This window comes from Pseudomonas sp. UF-293, from assembly GCF_058245595.1.
The window spans coordinates 211,653-228,437 of record NZ_JBSICA010000004.1; the positions used below are offsets into that span (position 1 = coordinate 211,653).

Below are 16,785 nucleotides of genomic sequence, written 5' to 3' on the forward strand. Positions count from 1 at the left end.
GGTCCGGATTGGCGCCTTGCATTCACGCCGCCGCTATTTCCAGCGGCTCAAAACTGTCCGCCCGCGCCATCTGCCACATCCGCGAGTAGAACTCGCCATTCACTTCGCCAGTGAGCAATTCTCCAGGTTTCAGGAATACATGCAGCTGCGAGAACAACTTGATCTCGGTCGCCGACATACGTCGCACCAGATGCTTGGCCGAGAGTTGCGACGGATGCTCAAGTCCGGCCGCAGCGAGCATCTCCGCCAGTGCTTTGAGCGTGCTGCGATGGAAGTTGTAAACGCGCTGGGCTTTGTCCGGCACCACCAGGGCGCGCTGGCGCAAGGCGTCCTGCGTGGCGACACCGGTCGGACATTTGTTGGTGTGGCAGGACTGCGACTGGATACAGCCGATGGCGAACATGAAACCGCGCGCAGAGTTGGCCCAGTCGGCGCCGATGGCCAGCACGCTGGCGATGTCGAAGGCGCTGACGATCTTGCCGCTGGCGCCGAGTTTGATCTTGTCACGCAGGTTGAGGCCGACCAGTGTGTTGTGCACGAACAGCAAGCCTTCGCGCATCGGCACGCCGATGTGGTCGGTGAACTCGACCGGCGCCGCGCCAGTACCACCTTCCTTGCCATCGACAACGATGAAGTCGGGAAGAATGCCGGTTTCCAGCATGGCCTTGGCGATGCCCATGAATTCCCACGGATGGCCAAGGCAGAATTTGAAGCCGACCGGTTTGCCACCGGACAGCTCACGCAATTGCTGGATGAACTGCATCATCTCGATCGGCGTGGAAAACGCACTGTGGCGCGACGGCGAAACGCAGTCCTCGCCCATCAGGATGCCGCGGGTTTCGGCAATCTCCTTGGTGACTTTGTGTTTGGGCAAAATCCCGCCGTGGCCGGGTTTGGCGCCCTGGCTCATCTTGATTTCGATCATGCGCACTTGCGGATTCTGCGCCTGCACGGCGAAGCGCTCCGGGTCGAAACGGCCGTCGCTGGTGCGGCAGCCGAAGTAGCCGCTGCCCAGCTCCCAGGTCAGGTCGCCGCCGTGTTCGCGGTGATACGGGCTGATGCTGCCTTCACCGGTGTCGTGGGCGAAGTTGCCGAGTTTCGCGCCCTGGTTCAGCGCGCGAATGGCGTTGGCGCTGAGTGAGCCGAAACTCATTGCCGAGATATTGAAGATCGACGCCGAGTACGGCTGCGTGCACTGCGGCCCGCCGACGGTGACGCGGAAACCGTTTGGGTCGCTCAACGGCGCCGGGCGCATCGAGTGGCCGATGAACTCGAAGCCCGACTGGTAAACGTCGATCAGCGTGCCGAACGGTTTGTCGGCGGTTTCGTTTTTCGCGCGCGAGTACACCAGCGAACGCTGGGCGCGGGAGAAGGGCAGGGCGTCGCTGTCGGACTCCAGCAGATACTGGCGAATCTCCGGGCGGATGCCTTCGACCAGATAACGGATGTTGCCCAGAATCGGATAATTGCGGCGCACTGCATGGCGCGTCTGCACCAGGTCGAAGAGACCGAGCAGGCTCAGCACGCCGGTAACGGCGGTGATCGGCCACAGCCAGTCGTGTTCGAGAAAGGGCAGGCTGGCGAGGGTGAAAATCACACAGACGGCAAAGAAGGCGTAGCGGCTCAGCAAAGACAGGCTCATACGGGTTCCCTGGTTCGGACTCAAATTTGTGCAACAGCACGCATCCCTGTGGGAGCGAGCCTGCTCGCGAAAGCGGTGTGGCAGGTGACATCAGTATTGAAAGTGAGGGCCTCTTCGCGAGCAGGCTCGCTCCCACAAAAAGCGTTACTCACACTGTTTCAGGCGTTCTGCGCCTGCAGAAAAATCGAAAACAGCTCGGACTGGGATTTGATCCCCAGCTTGCTGTACATGTGTTTCTTATGGACTTTCACGGTTTCTACGGAGATTTCCAGCTTACGGGCGATTTCCTTGCTGGAACATCCGCTGAGCATCAATCGCCCGACATCGAGTTCCCGCGCAGTCAGTTGTGCGCCTTTGAGCTGTTGCACTGACGCTTCCAGTTGCACCCGCCAGTCTGCCTGCGCGGGCGCGGCGGCGAGGGCCACGGTTTCGTTGATTTCGTACGGCAGGCGCTGGCGCAGCAGGCCCAGTACCCATGGCTGAATCAAAGACAGCAAAGCGATCTGTTCGCCAGTGAAACGTTTTTCACTGCCCAGCGACAGGCACAGCGTGCGCTCGCCTTCGAGCTGACAATTGAACTGGATTTCGTCAGCCACCACATTCAGACGAAAGTATCGCTGGTAATACTCGGTCAGCTCGAAATGCTCCGGCGCAACCTCCGACAGGCGATAGAGCCCGGTGCGCGACTGTTCGCGGCAGGCGATGTAAAACGGATCGAGCAGGTACAGACCGCGCAGATAATCCTGGAACAGCGGGTCCGGGCTGCCATCCTCACCGGGGCATTCGGCGAACACTTGTGGATGCTGGTCAGCGCTGAACAGCAGCACTACCCAACTATCGAACGCCACATACTGTTCGAGCAGACGCAGCAGTTGCGCCCAGAAATTCGGCTTGTCGAGCGCGTCGATCAATTGCCCGACGGCGCGGTGCCAAGTGATGTCATTCAACGAAAGTGTCATCGATCTACCCCTATCGGGTTACCCCGGCCGCGTAATTCCCTGGCCGGTTGCTTGCTGCGCATACTGGCCCACAGACAGGCACCGGGCAATCTTTCAAGGCCCGGCGCAGATAACAAGGGATACCCATGAAAGTAGAACTCGCCCAATTGGCGGGCCGTGACAACGACACGGCTTATAACCTCAAGCGCGCACTGACGGCGATCGCTGCCTGCGCGGCCGACACGCAAATGATCGTGTTCCCGGAAACCCACCTGATGGGCTTCCCCAACGCCGAAACCGTGGCCCAGGTCGCTGAACCGCTCGACGGCCCGACCGTCAGCGCCGTGCTCGCTGCAGCGCGTGCGAAGAATATCGCCGTGGTGATCGGCATGGCCGAAAACGACAACGGCCGCTTCTACAACACTACGTTGCTGATAACCCCCGAAGGCATCGCCCTGAAATACCGCAAGACCCACTTGTGGGCTTCGGATCGCGGCGTGTTCGAAGCCGGCGACCGCTACGCCACCTGCGTATGGAACGGCGTACGCGTCGGCCTGTTGATCTGCTACGACATCGAGTTCCCGGAAACCGCCCGCGCCCTGGCGCAACTGGGCGTGGAATTGCTCATCGTCACCAACGGCAACATGGACCCGTACGGCCCGACCCACCGCACCGCGATCATGGCCCGCGCCCAGGAAAACCAGGCGTTTGCGCTGATGGTCAATCGCGTCGAGGCGGGGGATGACGGTCTGGTGTTTGCCGGCGGCAGTGCGTTGGTCGATCCGCTGGGTGCGCTGCTGTTCGAGGCCGGACGCGAAGAAGGGCAGTTCAGGGTCGAGCTGGATTTCGCTCAACTGGAGATTGCGCGCAAGGATTACCGGTATCTGGATGATCAGCGTTTGAAATTACCGGGAGAGATGGTTGAGCAGGCTTCTGGTCTGCGCGAGCTGCTGATTCCTGCAGGTTGATCCGAATGCTGTGCCGTTCGGGCTGACGCCTTCGCGGGCAAGCCCGCTCCCACAGTTCATAGGTGATGAACACACTTTTTGCACATGCCAAAGCCCTGTGGGAGCGAGCCTGCTCGCGAAAAAGCCCACTCGGACAACATAAAAACAACATAGCCACATCCGAAATTTTCGCCGAACCCGGCTCTGCCATAAATCCAATAACATTCGGAGTAAGTCGCCCATGGCTCGTTTGCAACGCACCCTTTCGCTAGGGTCGGTGGTGCTGTTCGGCATCGCCTATATGACGCCGATCATTGTCCTCGGCACCTTCGGTATCCTCGCCCAGTCCACCGCTGGCATGGTCCCGGCCGCCTACCTGGCCGCGCTGGTGGCAATGTTCTTCACCGCCATGAGTTACGGACGCATGGCCGCCGCTTTCCCGGTCGCCGGCTCGGCGTACAGCTACGTGCGCAAGGCAATCAGCCCGAAACTCGGTTTCATTGCCGGTTGGGCGGTGTTGCTCGATTACCTGTTCCTGCCGATGGCCATCTGGCTGATCGGTGCGGCCTATCTGGCCTCGGCGTTTCCGTCGATCCCGCAGTGGATCTGGGTGCTGGCGTTCATCGGCATTACCAGTGCGATCAACATTGTCGGCCTGAAGCTGGCCAACGGCATCAACGCCTTGCTGATGCTGGTGCAGTTCCTCGTGCTGATTGCCTTCGTTGCGTTGTGCGTGCACTACATCGGCGGCGATGCGAGTACGCCGCTGTGGTCGATCAAACCGTTCTTCAACGGCGACATGCAGATGCCGCTGATCATGAGCGGCGCGGCGATCGCCTGTTACTCCTTCCTCGGGTTTGACGCGGTCAGCACCCTGACCGAAGAAACCCGCGATCCACGCCGCACCATTCCCCGGGCGATCATGCTGATCACGCTGATCGGCGGCCTGATCTTCGTCGGCGTCTCGTACTTCGTGCAGATCGCCCATCCATCATTCCAGTTCGACAGCGTCGACTCGGCTGCCTATGAAATCGCGCGCAATATCGGTGGCGACCTGTTCGTGTCGATTTTCCTGATCGGCCTGATCGTCGGCCAGTTCGCCTCGGGGCTGTCGGCCCAGGCCAGCGGTTCGCGACTGTTGTTCGCGATGGGCCGCGACGGCGTCTTGCCGAAGTCGTTTTTCGGCACCTTGCACGCGCGCTTCGGCACTCCGGTCAACAGCATTCTGCTGTGCGCGGCGGTGGCCTTGCTGGCGCTGAAACTCGACGTGACCACCTCGACTTCGTTCATCAACTTCGGCGCGTTCCTGGCGTTCAGCCTGGTCAACCTGTCGGTGATATTTCATTACTGGATCGGCGGCGAGAAAAAAGGCCCGCGCGAGCTGCTGCTGTTTCTGCTCTGCCCGTTGATCGGCCTGGTCGCCGACCTGTGGCTGATGGTCAGCCTGGATCATCTCGCGGTGTGGCTGGGGCTGAGCTGGTTGACGATTGGCGTGGTTTACCTTGCCGTGTTGACGGGTGGTTTCCGCCGTCAGCCGCCGGAACTGGACTTCCAGGAAGCGACCTGAGTCTTGCGCTTGGCTTACCTCTGACGGGCATGGGATCCTTGGCGCTTTTGCGCCAGGGGATTGCTGTATGTCGACCATTCATATCGCCGCCGCGCTGCTGCTCAACGCTCAAGGCCAGACCCTTTTGGTGCGCAAGCGCGGCACCACGGCGTTCATGCAACCGGGTGGCAAGATCGAAGCCCACGAGTTGCCAGTGCACGCATTGGCCCGTGAGCTGGAAGAAGAACTCGGGCTGGAAATCGACCCGGCGCAGGCGATTTTCCTCAACAGTTTTTCCGCCCCCGCCGCCAACGAGCCGGGCTTCATCGTCCACGCGGAAATCTTTCAACTGACCATCGACACCGACGTCTGCCCGGCGGCGGAGATCGAAGAGGTGATCTGGGTCGATCCGGCCACTGATCCGGCGCTCGAGCTGGCGCCATTGACACGCGAGCACATCCTGCCGTTTTATCGCCGTTCACTGACTGCACTCGCCTGATCATTCTCGCAAAGGACTTTGCCATGATCCCGCTGCACGACCTGCTGATCTTTGCCGCCGCCGCACTGTTGATGGTGCTGACGCCGGGGCCGAACATGATCTACCTGATCTCGCGTTCGATCTGTCAGGGACGCCGCGCGGGGGTGACGTCGCTGCTTGGCGTGGTCGGCGGGTTCTTCGTGCATATGTTCGCTGCGGCGGCGGGTTTGACGGCGGTGTTTCTCGCCGTGCCGATGGCTTATGAAGTGTTGAAATGGGCCGGTGCGCTGTACCTGCTGTGGCTGGCCTGGCAAGCGCTGAAACCCGGCGCACGCTCGCCGTTCGAAGCTCAGCAATTGCCGCCGGACTCGTCGCGCAAGCTGATCACCATGGGCTTTCTCACCAGCGCACTGAACCCGAAAATCGCCGTGTTCTATCTGTCGGTGTTTCCGCAATTCATCAGCCCGGAACATGGCTCGGTTTTCACCCAGAGCATCATGCTCGGCCTGACGCAGATCAGCGTCAGTTTCAGCGTCAATCTGTTGATCGCGCTGTTCGCTGCGGCCATCGCCTCGTGGTTCGTACGCAACCCGACCTGGCTGGCGATGCAGCGGTATTTCATGGGCCTGGTCCTCGGCGGCCTTGCCGTTCGGCTGATGCTCGAACAACGCCGGACCGCCTGACATGTGGATCGAACGGCTGGACACCAGCCATGCCCTGGCTTACCGCGAACTGATGCTTGAAGCCTATGACCGCCATCCGCAGGCGTTCACCTCCAGCGTGCGCGAACGCGCGGTGATGCCGTTGAGTTGGTGGGAAGGGCGCCTGACCAGCAAAATCGATATGGTGTTGGGAGCATTCGATGCCGGGGCATTGGCCGGGATTGTCGGCCTGGCTTTCGAACCGCGCGAAAAGGCGCGACACAAGGCCACGCTGTTCGGCATGTATGTCTCGGCGGATTTTCGTCGGCAGGGGCTGGGCTTTGATCTGGTGCAGGCGGCCTTGGTTGAAGCGCAAAAGCATCCGGCATTGAAACTGCTCCAGCTCACTGTCACCGCCGGCAACGACGCGGCTTTTCAGTTGTATCAGCGTTGCGGCTTCATTCAGTACGGCCTCGAACCGCTGGCGGTGCGGGTAGGCGAAGACTACTTCGACAAGATCCACATGTGGCGCGAACTCTGACCCACCACGCCAATCCCTGTGGGAGCGAGCCTGCTCGCGAAGGCGTCCGCCCAGCCGACATCATCGCTGAATCATCCACCGCTTTCGCGAGCAGGCTTGCTCCCACAGGTGAATCTCTTGATTTGGTTTTCAGCGTACGGCGCTGACGCCATCGAGGGTCGAGAACGAGGTGTCCTTCGCAGTCAGGAGGAAATCGCGCATGTACGGTGCGTCGAGCATGTCGGTGCGAATCGCCGCATACAGCGTCGCGAACAAGCCTTTCTCCCCCAGCCGCTTACCCTTCACATAGCCGCGCGAGCTGTACTCATGCAGCGCCCAGTGCGGCATGCCGCAGACGCCACGGCCGCTGGCGACCAACTGCATCATCATCACCGTCAGCTCCGAGGTGCGCACCTGCGCAGGCTCAATGTCGGCCGGCTCGAGGAAGCGGGTGAAGATGTCCAGACGATCGCGCTCGACCGGGTAGGTGATCAGCGTCTCCGTCAACAAGTCTTCGGGAACGATGTACGGCTTGCTCGCCAGCGCATGCTGGTTGGCCACCGCGAGCATGGCTTCGTAAGTGAACAGCGGCACGTAAGTGATGCCGGCAATGTCCAGCGGATCGGAAGTCACCACCAGATCCAGATCACCACGGGCCAGTGCCGGCAGCGGAGCGAAAGCGAAACCCGAAGCCAGGTCCAGCTCGACTTCCGGCCAGGCATCGCGGAACTGGTCGATGGTTGGCATCAGCCACTGAAAGCAGCTGTGGCATTCGATGGCCATGTGCAGGCGCCCGGCGGTGCCACCGGCCAGACGACTGATGTCGCGCTCGGCGGCCCGCAACAGCGGCAGGGTGGCGTCCGCCAACTGCAGCAGGCGCAAACCGGCACTGGTGAAGCGCACCGGTTTGGTCTTGCGCACGAACAACTGCATGCCCATGCGTTCTTCCAGCTCTTTGAATTGATGCGACAGAGCGGATTGCGTCAGATGCAGACGGTCAGCGGCATCGACCAGACTGTCGGCCTCGCGCAGGGCATGCAGGGTTTTCAAATGACGGATTTCAAGCACCGGCGGGGCTCCATGAAAAAAACTTGTGATAACAGGCAGTCCGTTGAGTTTGTCTCATGATCGGCGGGTTGTCGACATCGTGCTTTCGCGCCAGCAGGATTCGTCTCTGCTCACTGCCATTGCTGACTGCGAGCAGGACGAGCGTCTGTAGTCAAATCCGCTCGAAATGCCCAAGGACAATCGACTTTGGGCCAATTTTCGAATAGGGCAGCGTCGCATCATCGGCATGGGTCAGGAAGCGGTGCTGCGGCAGTTTCAAATGCGCGGTTTCGAAGCGGTTGAACACCGGCGTTGCGTTGCGGTAGTGAAAGTGTGCGTACCACAACAACTGTTCGGGTTCGCGGGTAATGTTCCAGATCTCGTACTCCTGCATGTAGTCCGGGTGACCGGCACGCTTGCCGAGGAATTTGATCGGTTGCGTTCGGCGTATTTCCAAGGCCCCTTGGCCAATGAGGTCATCGAGCATGCCATCGGTGGGCTTCTGGCTGGTCAGTGAGCGCTCGGTGCGTATGGCGCGCCCGGCAACGATCAGCTCGGCGGCTTCAGCGCGCAATCGCTCGATGAGCGCATGCTGTGGGGATCGGGCGGCGATCCGTTCGGCTCGAATGTTCAGCTCGGCGGCCTGGGTGTCCATCATGTGCTGCAGATCGACCGGCAGCATGCCGCGGTCGGCATTGCTCTGCACACTGGCCCGATAGGCAGGAATTTTGTCCAGGCGCTGCCGGCCGTCATCGACCAGAGCGGCGAGGCTTACCGGCGGTGCCTGAGGTGCTTGAGCCTGAGGCGGACCGATCTGGCGCGAGCGGCCATCGGCGCCTTGTTCCCAGATTTGCACTTCGCCATCTCTGAGCCGGCGTTCATAAACGCGACGCTGCGAGCGGGTATCGAACCGTTCCGTGCCATACAGCAGATTGCCGTCCTCGGTAGTAAAGACGCGCTGGACGGGCTGTCCGGGAGTGCTTGGGCCGGGTGGATCGATTACGCCTCGGCGGGCACGGCCGGCCATCTGCTCCAGGCCGTCAAGCAACGGTTCGATGAAGCTCAGGTGAAAGTGCTCCGGATAGTCCGTCATCCAGATAGTCATCTGCCGCCGGAACCGGGTGTAGACATCCAGACATTGCTCAAGCATCCGGCTGCGATTTTGCGCAGTGGTCCGAAGGTTTGGCAGGTCGTACTGGGTGGTGACGGCCTGCCTCACCTGCTGCCAGATTTCCTCTGTGCGCTCGCGGAAATACATCCAGGACACGTCATTGTCATAGCTGTAATTCTTGACCAGTTCCAGGCGTATGTAGGTTTTGTGGAAAAGCAGGCGGGGATCGCTGTGTTGGCGATTGATCAGGTCGACGCTGTCGGCGCGGCCAACCTTGTCGGATCTCAAGGTGATGCGCTCGTACCATTGATTGAGCTGGTATCTCAAATCTTCCAGTTCCTCGAATTTTTTTACGTAGTCGATCTGCAAATCCCGAACCTGTGCAAACAGCGCCAATCGTCGCGACCGTGCGCTCGGCGGTAAAGCGTGGGCCGTGCTGCTTACCCGCCTGATGTCCTCCAGTACCAGGATTGTGGCTGCTGACACTTGGCCCGAGCGCATGGCATATCGCGAAGTCAGTCGTAGGGCGAGGGAGCTTTGTATGCGGCTGACCGCCCCTTGTTTGTTGCCACTGGTGAGCGGCTTCAACTGCGCCAAAGCCTCGTAGCGTTGAACACACAGGCGGATATCTTCAAGGCATGCTGTTTCAGCTGCCGGTAAAAGGGCACGCTGGTTGGCGGGACTGGCGTTCTGGAAAGCCAATATCGCCCTCTGGTGCGCCTGGACTCTGCTATCGATGACATGCGCCAGGCGTTCAGTCTCGAATTCCAGCTGCTGATGCCGGCGAAACGTGCGCTCTGCCCACCAGCGCGGCAAGCGCTGGCGAATCACCGGTGGCCAATAAGGGTCGAGCGCATCGGCCAGATGTCCGGCGACGTTACCGCCGCCACGCAAGCCGCCGTCACTGGCGGTTCCGTAGACGCCGTACCAGGTGTCCCACTGGCCGCTTTCATCCAGCGCGACCGGTTGTTTGTAGGACTTGCGTGAATTGCCGAACAGCCGCCAGTTGCGCGAGCCCATGCCCAGTTCCACCTGGTAGATACGGCCCTGACGTTCGATGAAATCGCCGTCGGCATGCCGGTAGATACCACGATAGAGACCATGACGGGCGGGTTCGATGCCGGCCAGGGACAGCGGTTGTTCGTAGTCGTAATTCTGGAATCGGGCGAGCACGTGCCTGGCCTGCCGCTGCGTTTTGCCGTGCAAGGCCGAGACGTTGCCCAGCAGCGTATGCAGCTGGCGCGCACGTGTCAGGGCGCGGGTGGTGCGTGCGAGGGTGGAGGCTGCCGCTTCGCCGGGGAGCAGATCCATGAACGCGTCGATCAATGACAGCAACATTGATTCGATTTGCGCCAGACCGTCGGCCACCTCGCCGCGCAGAAACGCCGTCACGGCCTGACTGGCTGCGCTCCATGCGTCATACAGCGCCACGACGGTGCCGACGAAAGGCACCATGCCCAGGGCCATTTTTATGTAATTGAACGCGCGAGGCCCCTTGAGTGCGTAGCGCTCAAAGAACAGCACATCGTTGGAACGCGAACTGCCGCGATGAGCTTCGATCAAACGCCCCATGTGCGCATCGAGCAGGTGCGCCGCCAGCGAAGTGTCTGCCGGCCAGCGCCCGCCGACCTCGATAATGGCGTCGAAGTTTTTCTCCACCGCCTGGCCGATGCGGCTGATATGGGCGCGGACATTGCCGTGCAACGCCTTGTCCGCGAGGTATTTGCTCCAACGGTCAGTTGCGCACAATCTGAATAGCCCTTCGCGCGCCGCCTCGAGGCTGTGGTAGCGGCGGAAAAATTGCTGGTCCGGGCTGTCGGGCAGATACAGCAGAGTAGTGCCGCTGATCTGCTCTTCAATGAAGGTCACGCCAGACAGGGTCACGGGGCCTTCACGCGGGGTGTCTTTGCCGCCGGTTTTCAGCGATACCGGCCGCAGCGCGATGCGCTTGCCGTTGGCGCGCCAGGCGTCTGCGGTATTGGCGTCGATCGCGATGTTCACTATTTCAGCCTCATCACGATCGAGGTGCTTCTGTGCGCGCGCATTTTCACTCTGGATTTTCAGCAGCAGGCGCCAGGGTTCGATCAGGCTTTCGCGCCGATGCTGTCTGACATACAGCGCTTCGCCGGGCGCCCCATGGAAGGCCTCGCGGATCCTGCGTTCATAGGCGTGGGGCAGATCCAGCTCCGGCAGTACCTTACGCAGATAGCTCAGCTTGATGCCGTTGAGCAGACGGTTGCGATCTTTTCGGTGTGCAGCATTGACGGTCAGGCGCATGAAAATCAGGCGCTGCGACAGTGAGTCATTGAGCACTGATTGAACGTTATCGATATTCAGTTGGGCGAGATCTTCGAGTGACATTCTGCTGCGCGTGGCACCGGGCACGATTACGGTTTTTCGCCGCGGGCCGGCGGGGCTGGCTTCCACCACCGTTTCGGTTGTGGTGGAGTCGGGCAATTCGACCTGCACGGAAAAATAGCCTTCAGTGGCGAAGTCCTTGCGCAGGCGCGCATGCAGATGTTTGCGGGTAAATTCGTCGCGCGGTTCAAGGGCCAGGGTCATCAGCGCGTGGCTGTTGCGCATTGCCTCGATGTACGCCTTGATATGGTGTTTGAGTGTGAGCCGCTCGGCCTTCTGCAAACGCACCAGCCAGCCCGGCAGATGAGCGGCCAGAACAGCGCTGTGCTCCTGCTCCTGTATCTGCGCGAACATCAGGTTTCTCGCCGCGCTGACCGGGACTGTTACCGCAGCTGTGCAGTCCTGGCGGAGAATTTCCAGTGCGTCGGCGTGCTCGGGTTTGTCGCGCAGCCTGGCGGCCCTCGTTTCGCAATCGGCGATCAGCGCGTTGAGACAATGCTGCAGCGGGTCCGAGGTGATTGCGTTGAGTTGCAGGGCCGATTCACTGTCCTGCTCGCCAGTTTTGCAAAACTGCAGCGCCAAAGCCCGGCGATCGCTGAAGCGCTGCAGGCCACCGCCGCTGCCGGGGCAGTACAGCAACAGACTCACGTTGGCCGCGCTGTCCGTCAGTGCCGCTTGCCGGGTGAATACCAGTGCGCCCTTGAGCGTTTCGCGCTGCACCGTAGTGATGGCGTCGCGGGTTTCGCTCAGCGACAGGGTCAGGCTCGCGGCAACCAGATCCGCATCACGTGCGCTGGCCACAGGATTGTCCAGCACGGCTTGGAGCAGATCCTGTTCGGCGCTGCCGATTTGCCCGAGTTGCGCTTGCAGCTTGGCCTCGGCGGACAAGCCTTCTTTGTGAGCCTTATAAATCGCAGCCAACGTCGTGTCAGAGACAGGAGAGATGTCGAGTAACGAGGTGCAGGCGTCGTCGCAGGCCTGCTCGGCAATTTCCAGTGTTTTCAGTGCGTCCTGGCACTGTCGCAAGCGGGCGCCGTCGCGGTCGTTGGCCAGCAGGTGTTCGAGTGCATCACGCTCGCGCCTGAGCGCGGCATGCCTCACGGCCAGCGGAATGCCAGCGGACAGACTGCCGAACAACGGCTGGTCTTCGCTCACGGGCGCATCTGCAGTGGGTAGCCTCGCGGGCGCCGGTGCGGCAACGATGATCGCTGTGCTGCGCTGATGGTCAATGAGATCGACATGAACCAGTGCCTGCGCACCGTGCTCGCGCAAGCCGGGTTTGCCCCGGTTGCTATAACGCAGAGCGTTGATCTGCGCCTGTTGCCGGTCGCCGAACAGATCGCTGGCACCGGTGAGCATCGGGTCTGTCGCTGCGCGGTAATCGAAGCGCTGGATTTCGCGCGGCAGGCCAGTGGGAATCTGCACCTCGCCGGCCAGCCACGTTTGCAGGTCCGCTCGATTGTCGAATGTCTGAATGCAGACAGGGCGGCAGGGCAGGTACACCAGGGGCCGCGCCGTGGCTCGGTCGCCCACGCTGATCACCCAAGCCCCCGGGAGTTTGACCTTGCTGTGGTTGCTCAGCACCAGAGCCGGTTTTTCCAGGTGAACGGGCTGACCGTTGAAAGTCATTGGGCTGGAGCCTGAGTCAACGATGCGTTGCAGGAGCTCGAGCTGCTCGGCGTTGATGATTTTACTGGCGAAGGCGGCTTCAGCGCTGGCTTCGAAATGCGACCGGTACAGTTCGGTGGCGCGTGTACGTCGGGAAACCGGTGTGCCAGGCGCACGTGCTTCCCAGAACTCGGCCCAGCGTGTGGCGTGTGCGCTCTGCGGGTCGAGCGGCTTGAGCTGTTCCAGCAGTTGCGACGGTCTCAGACCGTACAGCCGGTGACCAGGCAGCAGGCCGATGACATGGCAATGCTGGTCGAGCGAGGTTTCCAGCGCCGGATGCTGGACGACAAAAGCGCAAGCATCGGTCAGGCTGACGAAATGCTCCGGCTGCGTTTGGGTGGCAATGAAGCCAAATCCGCTGTTTTCGCCGCCCAGTTGCAGATGTCGTCGCAGCGCCGCGTTGATCGTATCGCGCAGTGCGGGGCTGCTTGCAAACAGTTCGCGCAAGCCCTCGCCGCTGTCTCGCGAGCGCTGATTGGCCCGTAACAACAGACTTTCGTCGATGGTTTCAGGCAGCACCGCAGACGTCGCGAATGAATCTGGGGGCAAGGGCGGCAAATCAAGGGTAAGGGGTTCGAGCATGGTGGATGACTCGCAAGGGGGAGCGGGGCATCCGCTCCTGTGCGGGTCATTCAAAAGAGTTTGCGCCGGAGCATGGCGGTACAGGGGTATTGTTTGCCGCAGCTGCATGACCGCTCGGCACTCTTCATCAAACTGTCATCGAAGTGTGGCAGCGCGCTCGTACGAACTTCATCAGACTCGCGCTCTACTGGGGTGCTGCGTTTTGGTGTTTTTCATGTTGAAGAAATTCCTTTCAGTCGCGGCCGCGTTGGCCGCGCTTTTGTTCGGGGCCGGCTCGTTTGCAGCCGGGCGCTGTGATGTCAACGTGCCGACCGAGCACGCCGAGCTCGCGCAGGTCAGTCTTGCCTATCAGAGTATCGGTCGTGCATCAGACCCGGCGCTGTTGCTGGTCATGGGCCTGGGGGGGCAGTTGATCCACTGGCCGGACGAAGTCGTGGTCGCGCTGTGTCAGCAAGGGTTTCGGGTGATTCGTTATGACAACCGCGACGTCGGCCTGTCGACCTGGCGGCAGGCGCCGATCGAGGCCAATCTGACCTTCGAAGTGCTGCGCTACAAACTCGGTTTGCCGGTTTCGGCGCCGTACAGCCTGACCGACATGGCCGACGATGCGCTGGGTTTGATGACGGCGCTGAAGGTAGAGCAATTCCACGTGCTCGGCGCGAGCATGGGCGGAATGATTGCCCAGCACATGGCGGCGATGGCGCCGCAGCGGGTGGAAAGCCTGACGCTGATCATGACCACTTCCGGCGCTGAAGGCCTGCCGGCACCGAGTGCGGCGCTGGTGCAGTTGCTCTCGCGCCGGGGCGCGCCGAACCGCGAAGTAGCGCTGGAGCAACAGGCCGATCTGCTCGCGGCACTCGGTAGCCCGGCGGTGACGGATGATCGTCAGGCCTTGCTGCAACAGGCGGCGGCGTCTTACGACCGCGCGTTCAACCCCGAAGGCGTCAAACGGCAAATCATGGCAATTCTTGCCGAACCCAGTCGTGTAGCTTTGCTCAATCAGCTGCGCGTACCGACCCTGGTGGTGCACGGCACGGCGGATCCGCTGCTGCCGGTGATGCACGGCGTACATCTGGCGGCGCACATCCGAGGCAGTCAGTTGAAACTGATTCCGGGCCTTGCGCATCGCTTTCAGGAGGCGTTCAAGGAGCCGTTGCTGGCGGCGGTGCTGCCGTATCTGCAGGCGCATCGCGAAGATACTTCGCATTGGGCGCAGGTCGATCCAGCGGCGCAAAATAATCTGCTGTAAGAGTGCCAGCATCCTGTCGCCAAAAAAATATCAATGTGCCACTATTGTTTGCCGCGTTGTTGCCGATAAGGCGCAGGAACGTTTTCAAACATAGGGACTTGATCCATGATTTTTCGCGCTACACGTCAATGGGCCGCACTGGCTCTGCTCGCCGTACTGACTCTCACCGGCTGTGCCCATGTGCAACCGCCCGTGGCTCTGGACAAACAGTTCTGGGATGCCAAAGAGCCGACCATCGGCGTGGCCATTACCGTCGTACCGTCGCCAGTGCTAGCGCTGACGGGCAATCAGGGCATCCTCGATTACGCCATCAATGCCGGCGTCAACAGCAAGCTCAGCGCCAACGTCGAGACCTGGCAGGTGCGCGACCTGGAAACCCTGCCCGACGCCATCGTTGCCAAACTGCAAGCCAAGGGCTACAAGGCCAAGCGCATTGATGAGAAGGTGGATCTGAAGACCTTCAAGGAAGTCGATTTCCGCGAAGGCTACATGACCAAGGACCTGTCGCCGATGAAGGTCGCCCACGGCATCGACCGTCTGTTGCTGGTGTCGATTTATGCCACCGGTGCTACACGCAGCTACTACAGCATCGTGCCCACCAGCGTGCCGATGGCGCAGGTCGGCGGCCAGGGCATGGTGATCGATCTGTCGGACAACAAACTCTTGTGGTACCAGCCATTCGCCGCTGTCCAGGCCGCGCAAGGTGAGTGGGACGAGCCGTCTTACACCAACCTGTCCAACGCGTTCTATCAAGCGATGGATAACAGCCGTCAGCAAATGATCGCCCCGTTCGCGCAATGAAACGTCTGGCCCTGACTTTCGCGGCGATCTCGCTGCTGGCACTGCCTGGCTGTGCGCAGAAACCGGCACCCGAGGCCGGTTTCAAGGATCAGGCCGCGATGAGCTATGTGCAGGCGCACGGGCTGAAGGTCGACGTGCAACTGGCGGCGGAGTTTGTCGGCGCCAGCACGGTGATCGACAGCAAGGCTGCGGTGAACGCGGCGAATTCCAGCTACACGCTGGTGTCGAGCTCCGGCGCGGGCGCCGGACTGGCGGGCATTCTGGTGGCCAGCCTGATCAACACGCAGATGGGCTCCGGTACGTTGCAGCGCGATGCCGAAAAAGCCGCGCTGAACGAATCGCGGCCGCTGGCCGACCTGCTCGCCGGCGTGCCCTTGCAGGAGCGCTTGCAGCAGCGTTTTCAGGCGGCGTCGCAGGTGTCCGGATTCAAGCAGGGGGCAGGTGCGGTGACGGCACGGTTGCTGATCGAACCGAAGCTGATGCTGACGCCTGATCGCGGCAGTTTCGTGCTGGTCAATCAGGTGCAGTTGCAGGATATCGCCGGCTCGCCGCTGTATCGCATGCGCATCGAAGTGGCCAGTCAGCCGATCCGTCGTTGCGGCAAGCAATGCATCGATGACGGCGCCCTTGACCTGGCCAAGGTCACCGCCGTGCTGGATGAATGCATTGATGAATCCATGCGCGTATTGAGCGCCGACCTGATGCAACCGACGCCACCGCCCGCCGCGCAGGAAACCCTGCGTTACGTGCTCGACGGCCAGCGCGTGGTCGAGCGCGGTTATCAACTGGCGCAGAACGGCAGCTACTGGCGCTACCGCAATCTCTATGGTGCGGTGAAGTCAGTGCCGGTGCCGTTCGAGGATGCCTTGTCGTCCGCGCAACTGGCCCGAGTCTACGGTCGCTAGAGGCTGATGCACGTGGGTTCAGGCATGCAGCCGGACCCACACGCTGACCAGCACCGTCGCCGCTATCAACCACGCCACAGCCGCCACCGCCAGCGACGCTTCCAGGCGCATGCGGTCGACCATCACATACAACGTCGCCAGATACACAAAGTAGGGAATGATCGACCACATGCCGAAGACGATCGTGGTCTTCAGATCGTCGACCGAACGGCCCTTGCCGACGATGTAGTGCGCGATCAGGGCAAAGGTCGGGAACAGCGGCACCAGGCCGGCGATGTAATAGTTCCTGGTCTTGGACAGTGCCGCGAGGATCAGCACCACTGCGGCGCCGATGGCGGCTTTCAGAATCAGA

The 16,785-nt window shown here is 61.2% G+C and carries 13 protein-coding genes; 8 read left to right on the top strand and 5 right to left on the bottom strand.

The window, feature by feature from the left end:
* Positions 1 to 22: 22 nt before the first annotated feature.
* A complete protein-coding gene (locus AC4IHP_RS07460; protein WP_490831337.1) occupies positions 23 to 1,642 on the bottom strand; it encodes an FMN-binding glutamate synthase family protein in 1,620 nt (539 codons plus the stop codon).
* Positions 1,643 to 1,800: 158 nt separating this feature from the next.
* Positions 1,801 to 2,601 carry a helix-turn-helix transcriptional regulator gene (locus AC4IHP_RS07465; RefSeq protein WP_130902356.1) on the bottom strand — a complete coding sequence of 267 codons (801 nt, stop codon included), beginning with the start codon at positions 2,599 to 2,601 and terminating at the stop codon, positions 1,801 to 1,803.
* A 125-nt stretch (positions 2,602 to 2,726) separates the two neighbouring features.
* On the opposite strand from AC4IHP_RS07465, the gene AC4IHP_RS07470 reads away from it, so the two are divergent.
* From AC4IHP_RS07470 to AC4IHP_RS07490, 5 genes are all read left to right on the top strand, one after another.
* On the top strand, positions 2,727 to 3,548 hold the full coding sequence (locus tag AC4IHP_RS07470) for a carbon-nitrogen hydrolase family protein (protein ID WP_490831338.1): 822 nt from the start codon (positions 2,727 to 2,729) through the stop codon (positions 3,546 to 3,548).
* A 220-nt stretch (positions 3,549 to 3,768) separates the two neighbouring features.
* The gene (locus AC4IHP_RS07475) at positions 3,769 to 5,094 is read left to right on the top strand and encodes an APC family permease (RefSeq protein ID WP_490831339.1); all 1,326 of its coding nucleotides are present in this window, start codon (positions 3,769 to 3,771) and stop codon (positions 5,092 to 5,094) included.
* Between the two features lie 67 nt (positions 5,095 to 5,161).
* On the top strand, positions 5,162 to 5,572 hold the full coding sequence (locus AC4IHP_RS07480; RefSeq protein ID WP_415761618.1) for an NUDIX hydrolase: 411 nt from the start codon (positions 5,162 to 5,164) through the stop codon (positions 5,570 to 5,572).
* A gap of 23 nt (positions 5,573 to 5,595) precedes the next feature.
* The gene (locus AC4IHP_RS07485) at positions 5,596 to 6,234 is read left to right on the top strand and encodes a LysE family translocator (protein WP_490831340.1); all 639 of its coding nucleotides are present in this window, start codon (positions 5,596 to 5,598) and stop codon (positions 6,232 to 6,234) included.
* Position 6,235: 1 nt separating this feature from the next.
* Positions 6,236 to 6,733, top strand: coding sequence for a GNAT family N-acetyltransferase (locus AC4IHP_RS07490; RefSeq protein ID WP_490831341.1), 498 nt, complete (start codon positions 6,236 to 6,238; stop codon positions 6,731 to 6,733).
* A gap of 129 nt (positions 6,734 to 6,862) precedes the next feature.
* Here the strand turns inward: AC4IHP_RS07490 and metR are convergent, their stop codons facing one another.
* Together metR and AC4IHP_RS07500 are read right to left on the bottom strand one after the other, a co-directional pair.
* Positions 6,863 to 7,780, bottom strand: a complete 918-nt coding sequence (gene metR, locus AC4IHP_RS07495) for a transcriptional regulator MetR (RefSeq protein ID WP_460121182.1) — start codon at positions 7,778 to 7,780, stop codon at positions 6,863 to 6,865.
* Between the two features lie 151 nt (positions 7,781 to 7,931).
* The gene (locus AC4IHP_RS07500) at positions 7,932 to 13,478 is read right to left on the bottom strand and encodes a dermonecrotic toxin domain-containing protein (RefSeq protein ID WP_490831342.1); all 5,547 of its coding nucleotides are present in this window, start codon (positions 13,476 to 13,478) and stop codon (positions 7,932 to 7,934) included.
* Between the two features lie 214 nt (positions 13,479 to 13,692).
* Here AC4IHP_RS07500 and AC4IHP_RS07505 point away from each other — a divergent pair, with 214 nt between their 5' ends.
* From AC4IHP_RS07505 to AC4IHP_RS07515, 3 genes are all read left to right on the top strand, one after another.
* The gene (locus AC4IHP_RS07505; protein ID WP_490831343.1) at positions 13,693 to 14,727 is read left to right on the top strand and encodes an alpha/beta fold hydrolase; all 1,035 of its coding nucleotides are present in this window, start codon (positions 13,693 to 13,695) and stop codon (positions 14,725 to 14,727) included.
* A gap of 105 nt (positions 14,728 to 14,832) precedes the next feature.
* A complete protein-coding gene (locus AC4IHP_RS07510) occupies positions 14,833 to 15,528 on the top strand; it encodes a hypothetical protein (protein WP_460121177.1) in 696 nt (231 codons plus the stop codon).
* On the top strand, positions 15,525 to 16,433 hold the full coding sequence (locus AC4IHP_RS07515) for a hypothetical protein (protein ID WP_460121175.1): 909 nt from the start codon (positions 15,525 to 15,527) through the stop codon (positions 16,431 to 16,433). The genes AC4IHP_RS07510 and AC4IHP_RS07515 overlap by 4 nt, the downstream gene beginning before the upstream one ends.
* 18 nt (positions 16,434 to 16,451) lie before the next feature.
* Here the strand turns inward: AC4IHP_RS07515 and AC4IHP_RS07520 are convergent, their stop codons facing one another.
* Positions 16,452 to 16,781 (bottom strand): GlpM family protein, encoded by a 330-nt coding sequence (locus AC4IHP_RS07520; RefSeq protein ID WP_172834034.1) that lies wholly within the window; start codon positions 16,779 to 16,781, stop codon positions 16,452 to 16,454.
* Positions 16,782 to 16,785 lie beyond the last annotated feature (4 nt).

Coding starts and splice junctions, on each gene's coding strand:
- AC4IHP_RS07465 (WP_130902356.1), bottom strand. CDS start 2,601: ATGACACTTTCGTTGAATGACATCACTTGGCACCGCGCCGTCGGGCAA.
- AC4IHP_RS07460 (WP_490831337.1), bottom strand. CDS start 1,642: ATGAGCCTGTCTTTGCTGAGCCGCTACGCCTTCTTTGCCGTCTGTGTG.
- AC4IHP_RS07485 (WP_490831340.1), top strand. CDS start 5,596: ATGATCCCGCTGCACGACCTGCTGATCTTTGCCGCCGCCGCACTGTTG.
- AC4IHP_RS07515 (WP_460121175.1), top strand. CDS start 15,525: ATGAAACGTCTGGCCCTGACTTTCGCGGCGATCTCGCTGCTGGCACTG.
- AC4IHP_RS07490 (WP_490831341.1), top strand. CDS start 6,236: ATGTGGATCGAACGGCTGGACACCAGCCATGCCCTGGCTTACCGCGAA.
- AC4IHP_RS07505 (WP_490831343.1), top strand. CDS start 13,693: ATGTTGAAGAAATTCCTTTCAGTCGCGGCCGCGTTGGCCGCGCTTTTG.
- AC4IHP_RS07470 (WP_490831338.1), top strand. CDS start 2,727: ATGAAAGTAGAACTCGCCCAATTGGCGGGCCGTGACAACGACACGGCT.
- AC4IHP_RS07500 (WP_490831342.1), bottom strand. CDS start 13,478: ATGCTCGAACCCCTTACCCTTGATTTGCCGCCCTTGCCCCCAGATTCA.
- AC4IHP_RS07510 (WP_460121177.1), top strand. CDS start 14,833: ATGATTTTTCGCGCTACACGTCAATGGGCCGCACTGGCTCTGCTCGCC.
- AC4IHP_RS07475 (WP_490831339.1), top strand. CDS start 3,769: ATGGCTCGTTTGCAACGCACCCTTTCGCTAGGGTCGGTGGTGCTGTTC.
- AC4IHP_RS07480 (WP_415761618.1), top strand. CDS start 5,162: ATGTCGACCATTCATATCGCCGCCGCGCTGCTGCTCAACGCTCAAGGC.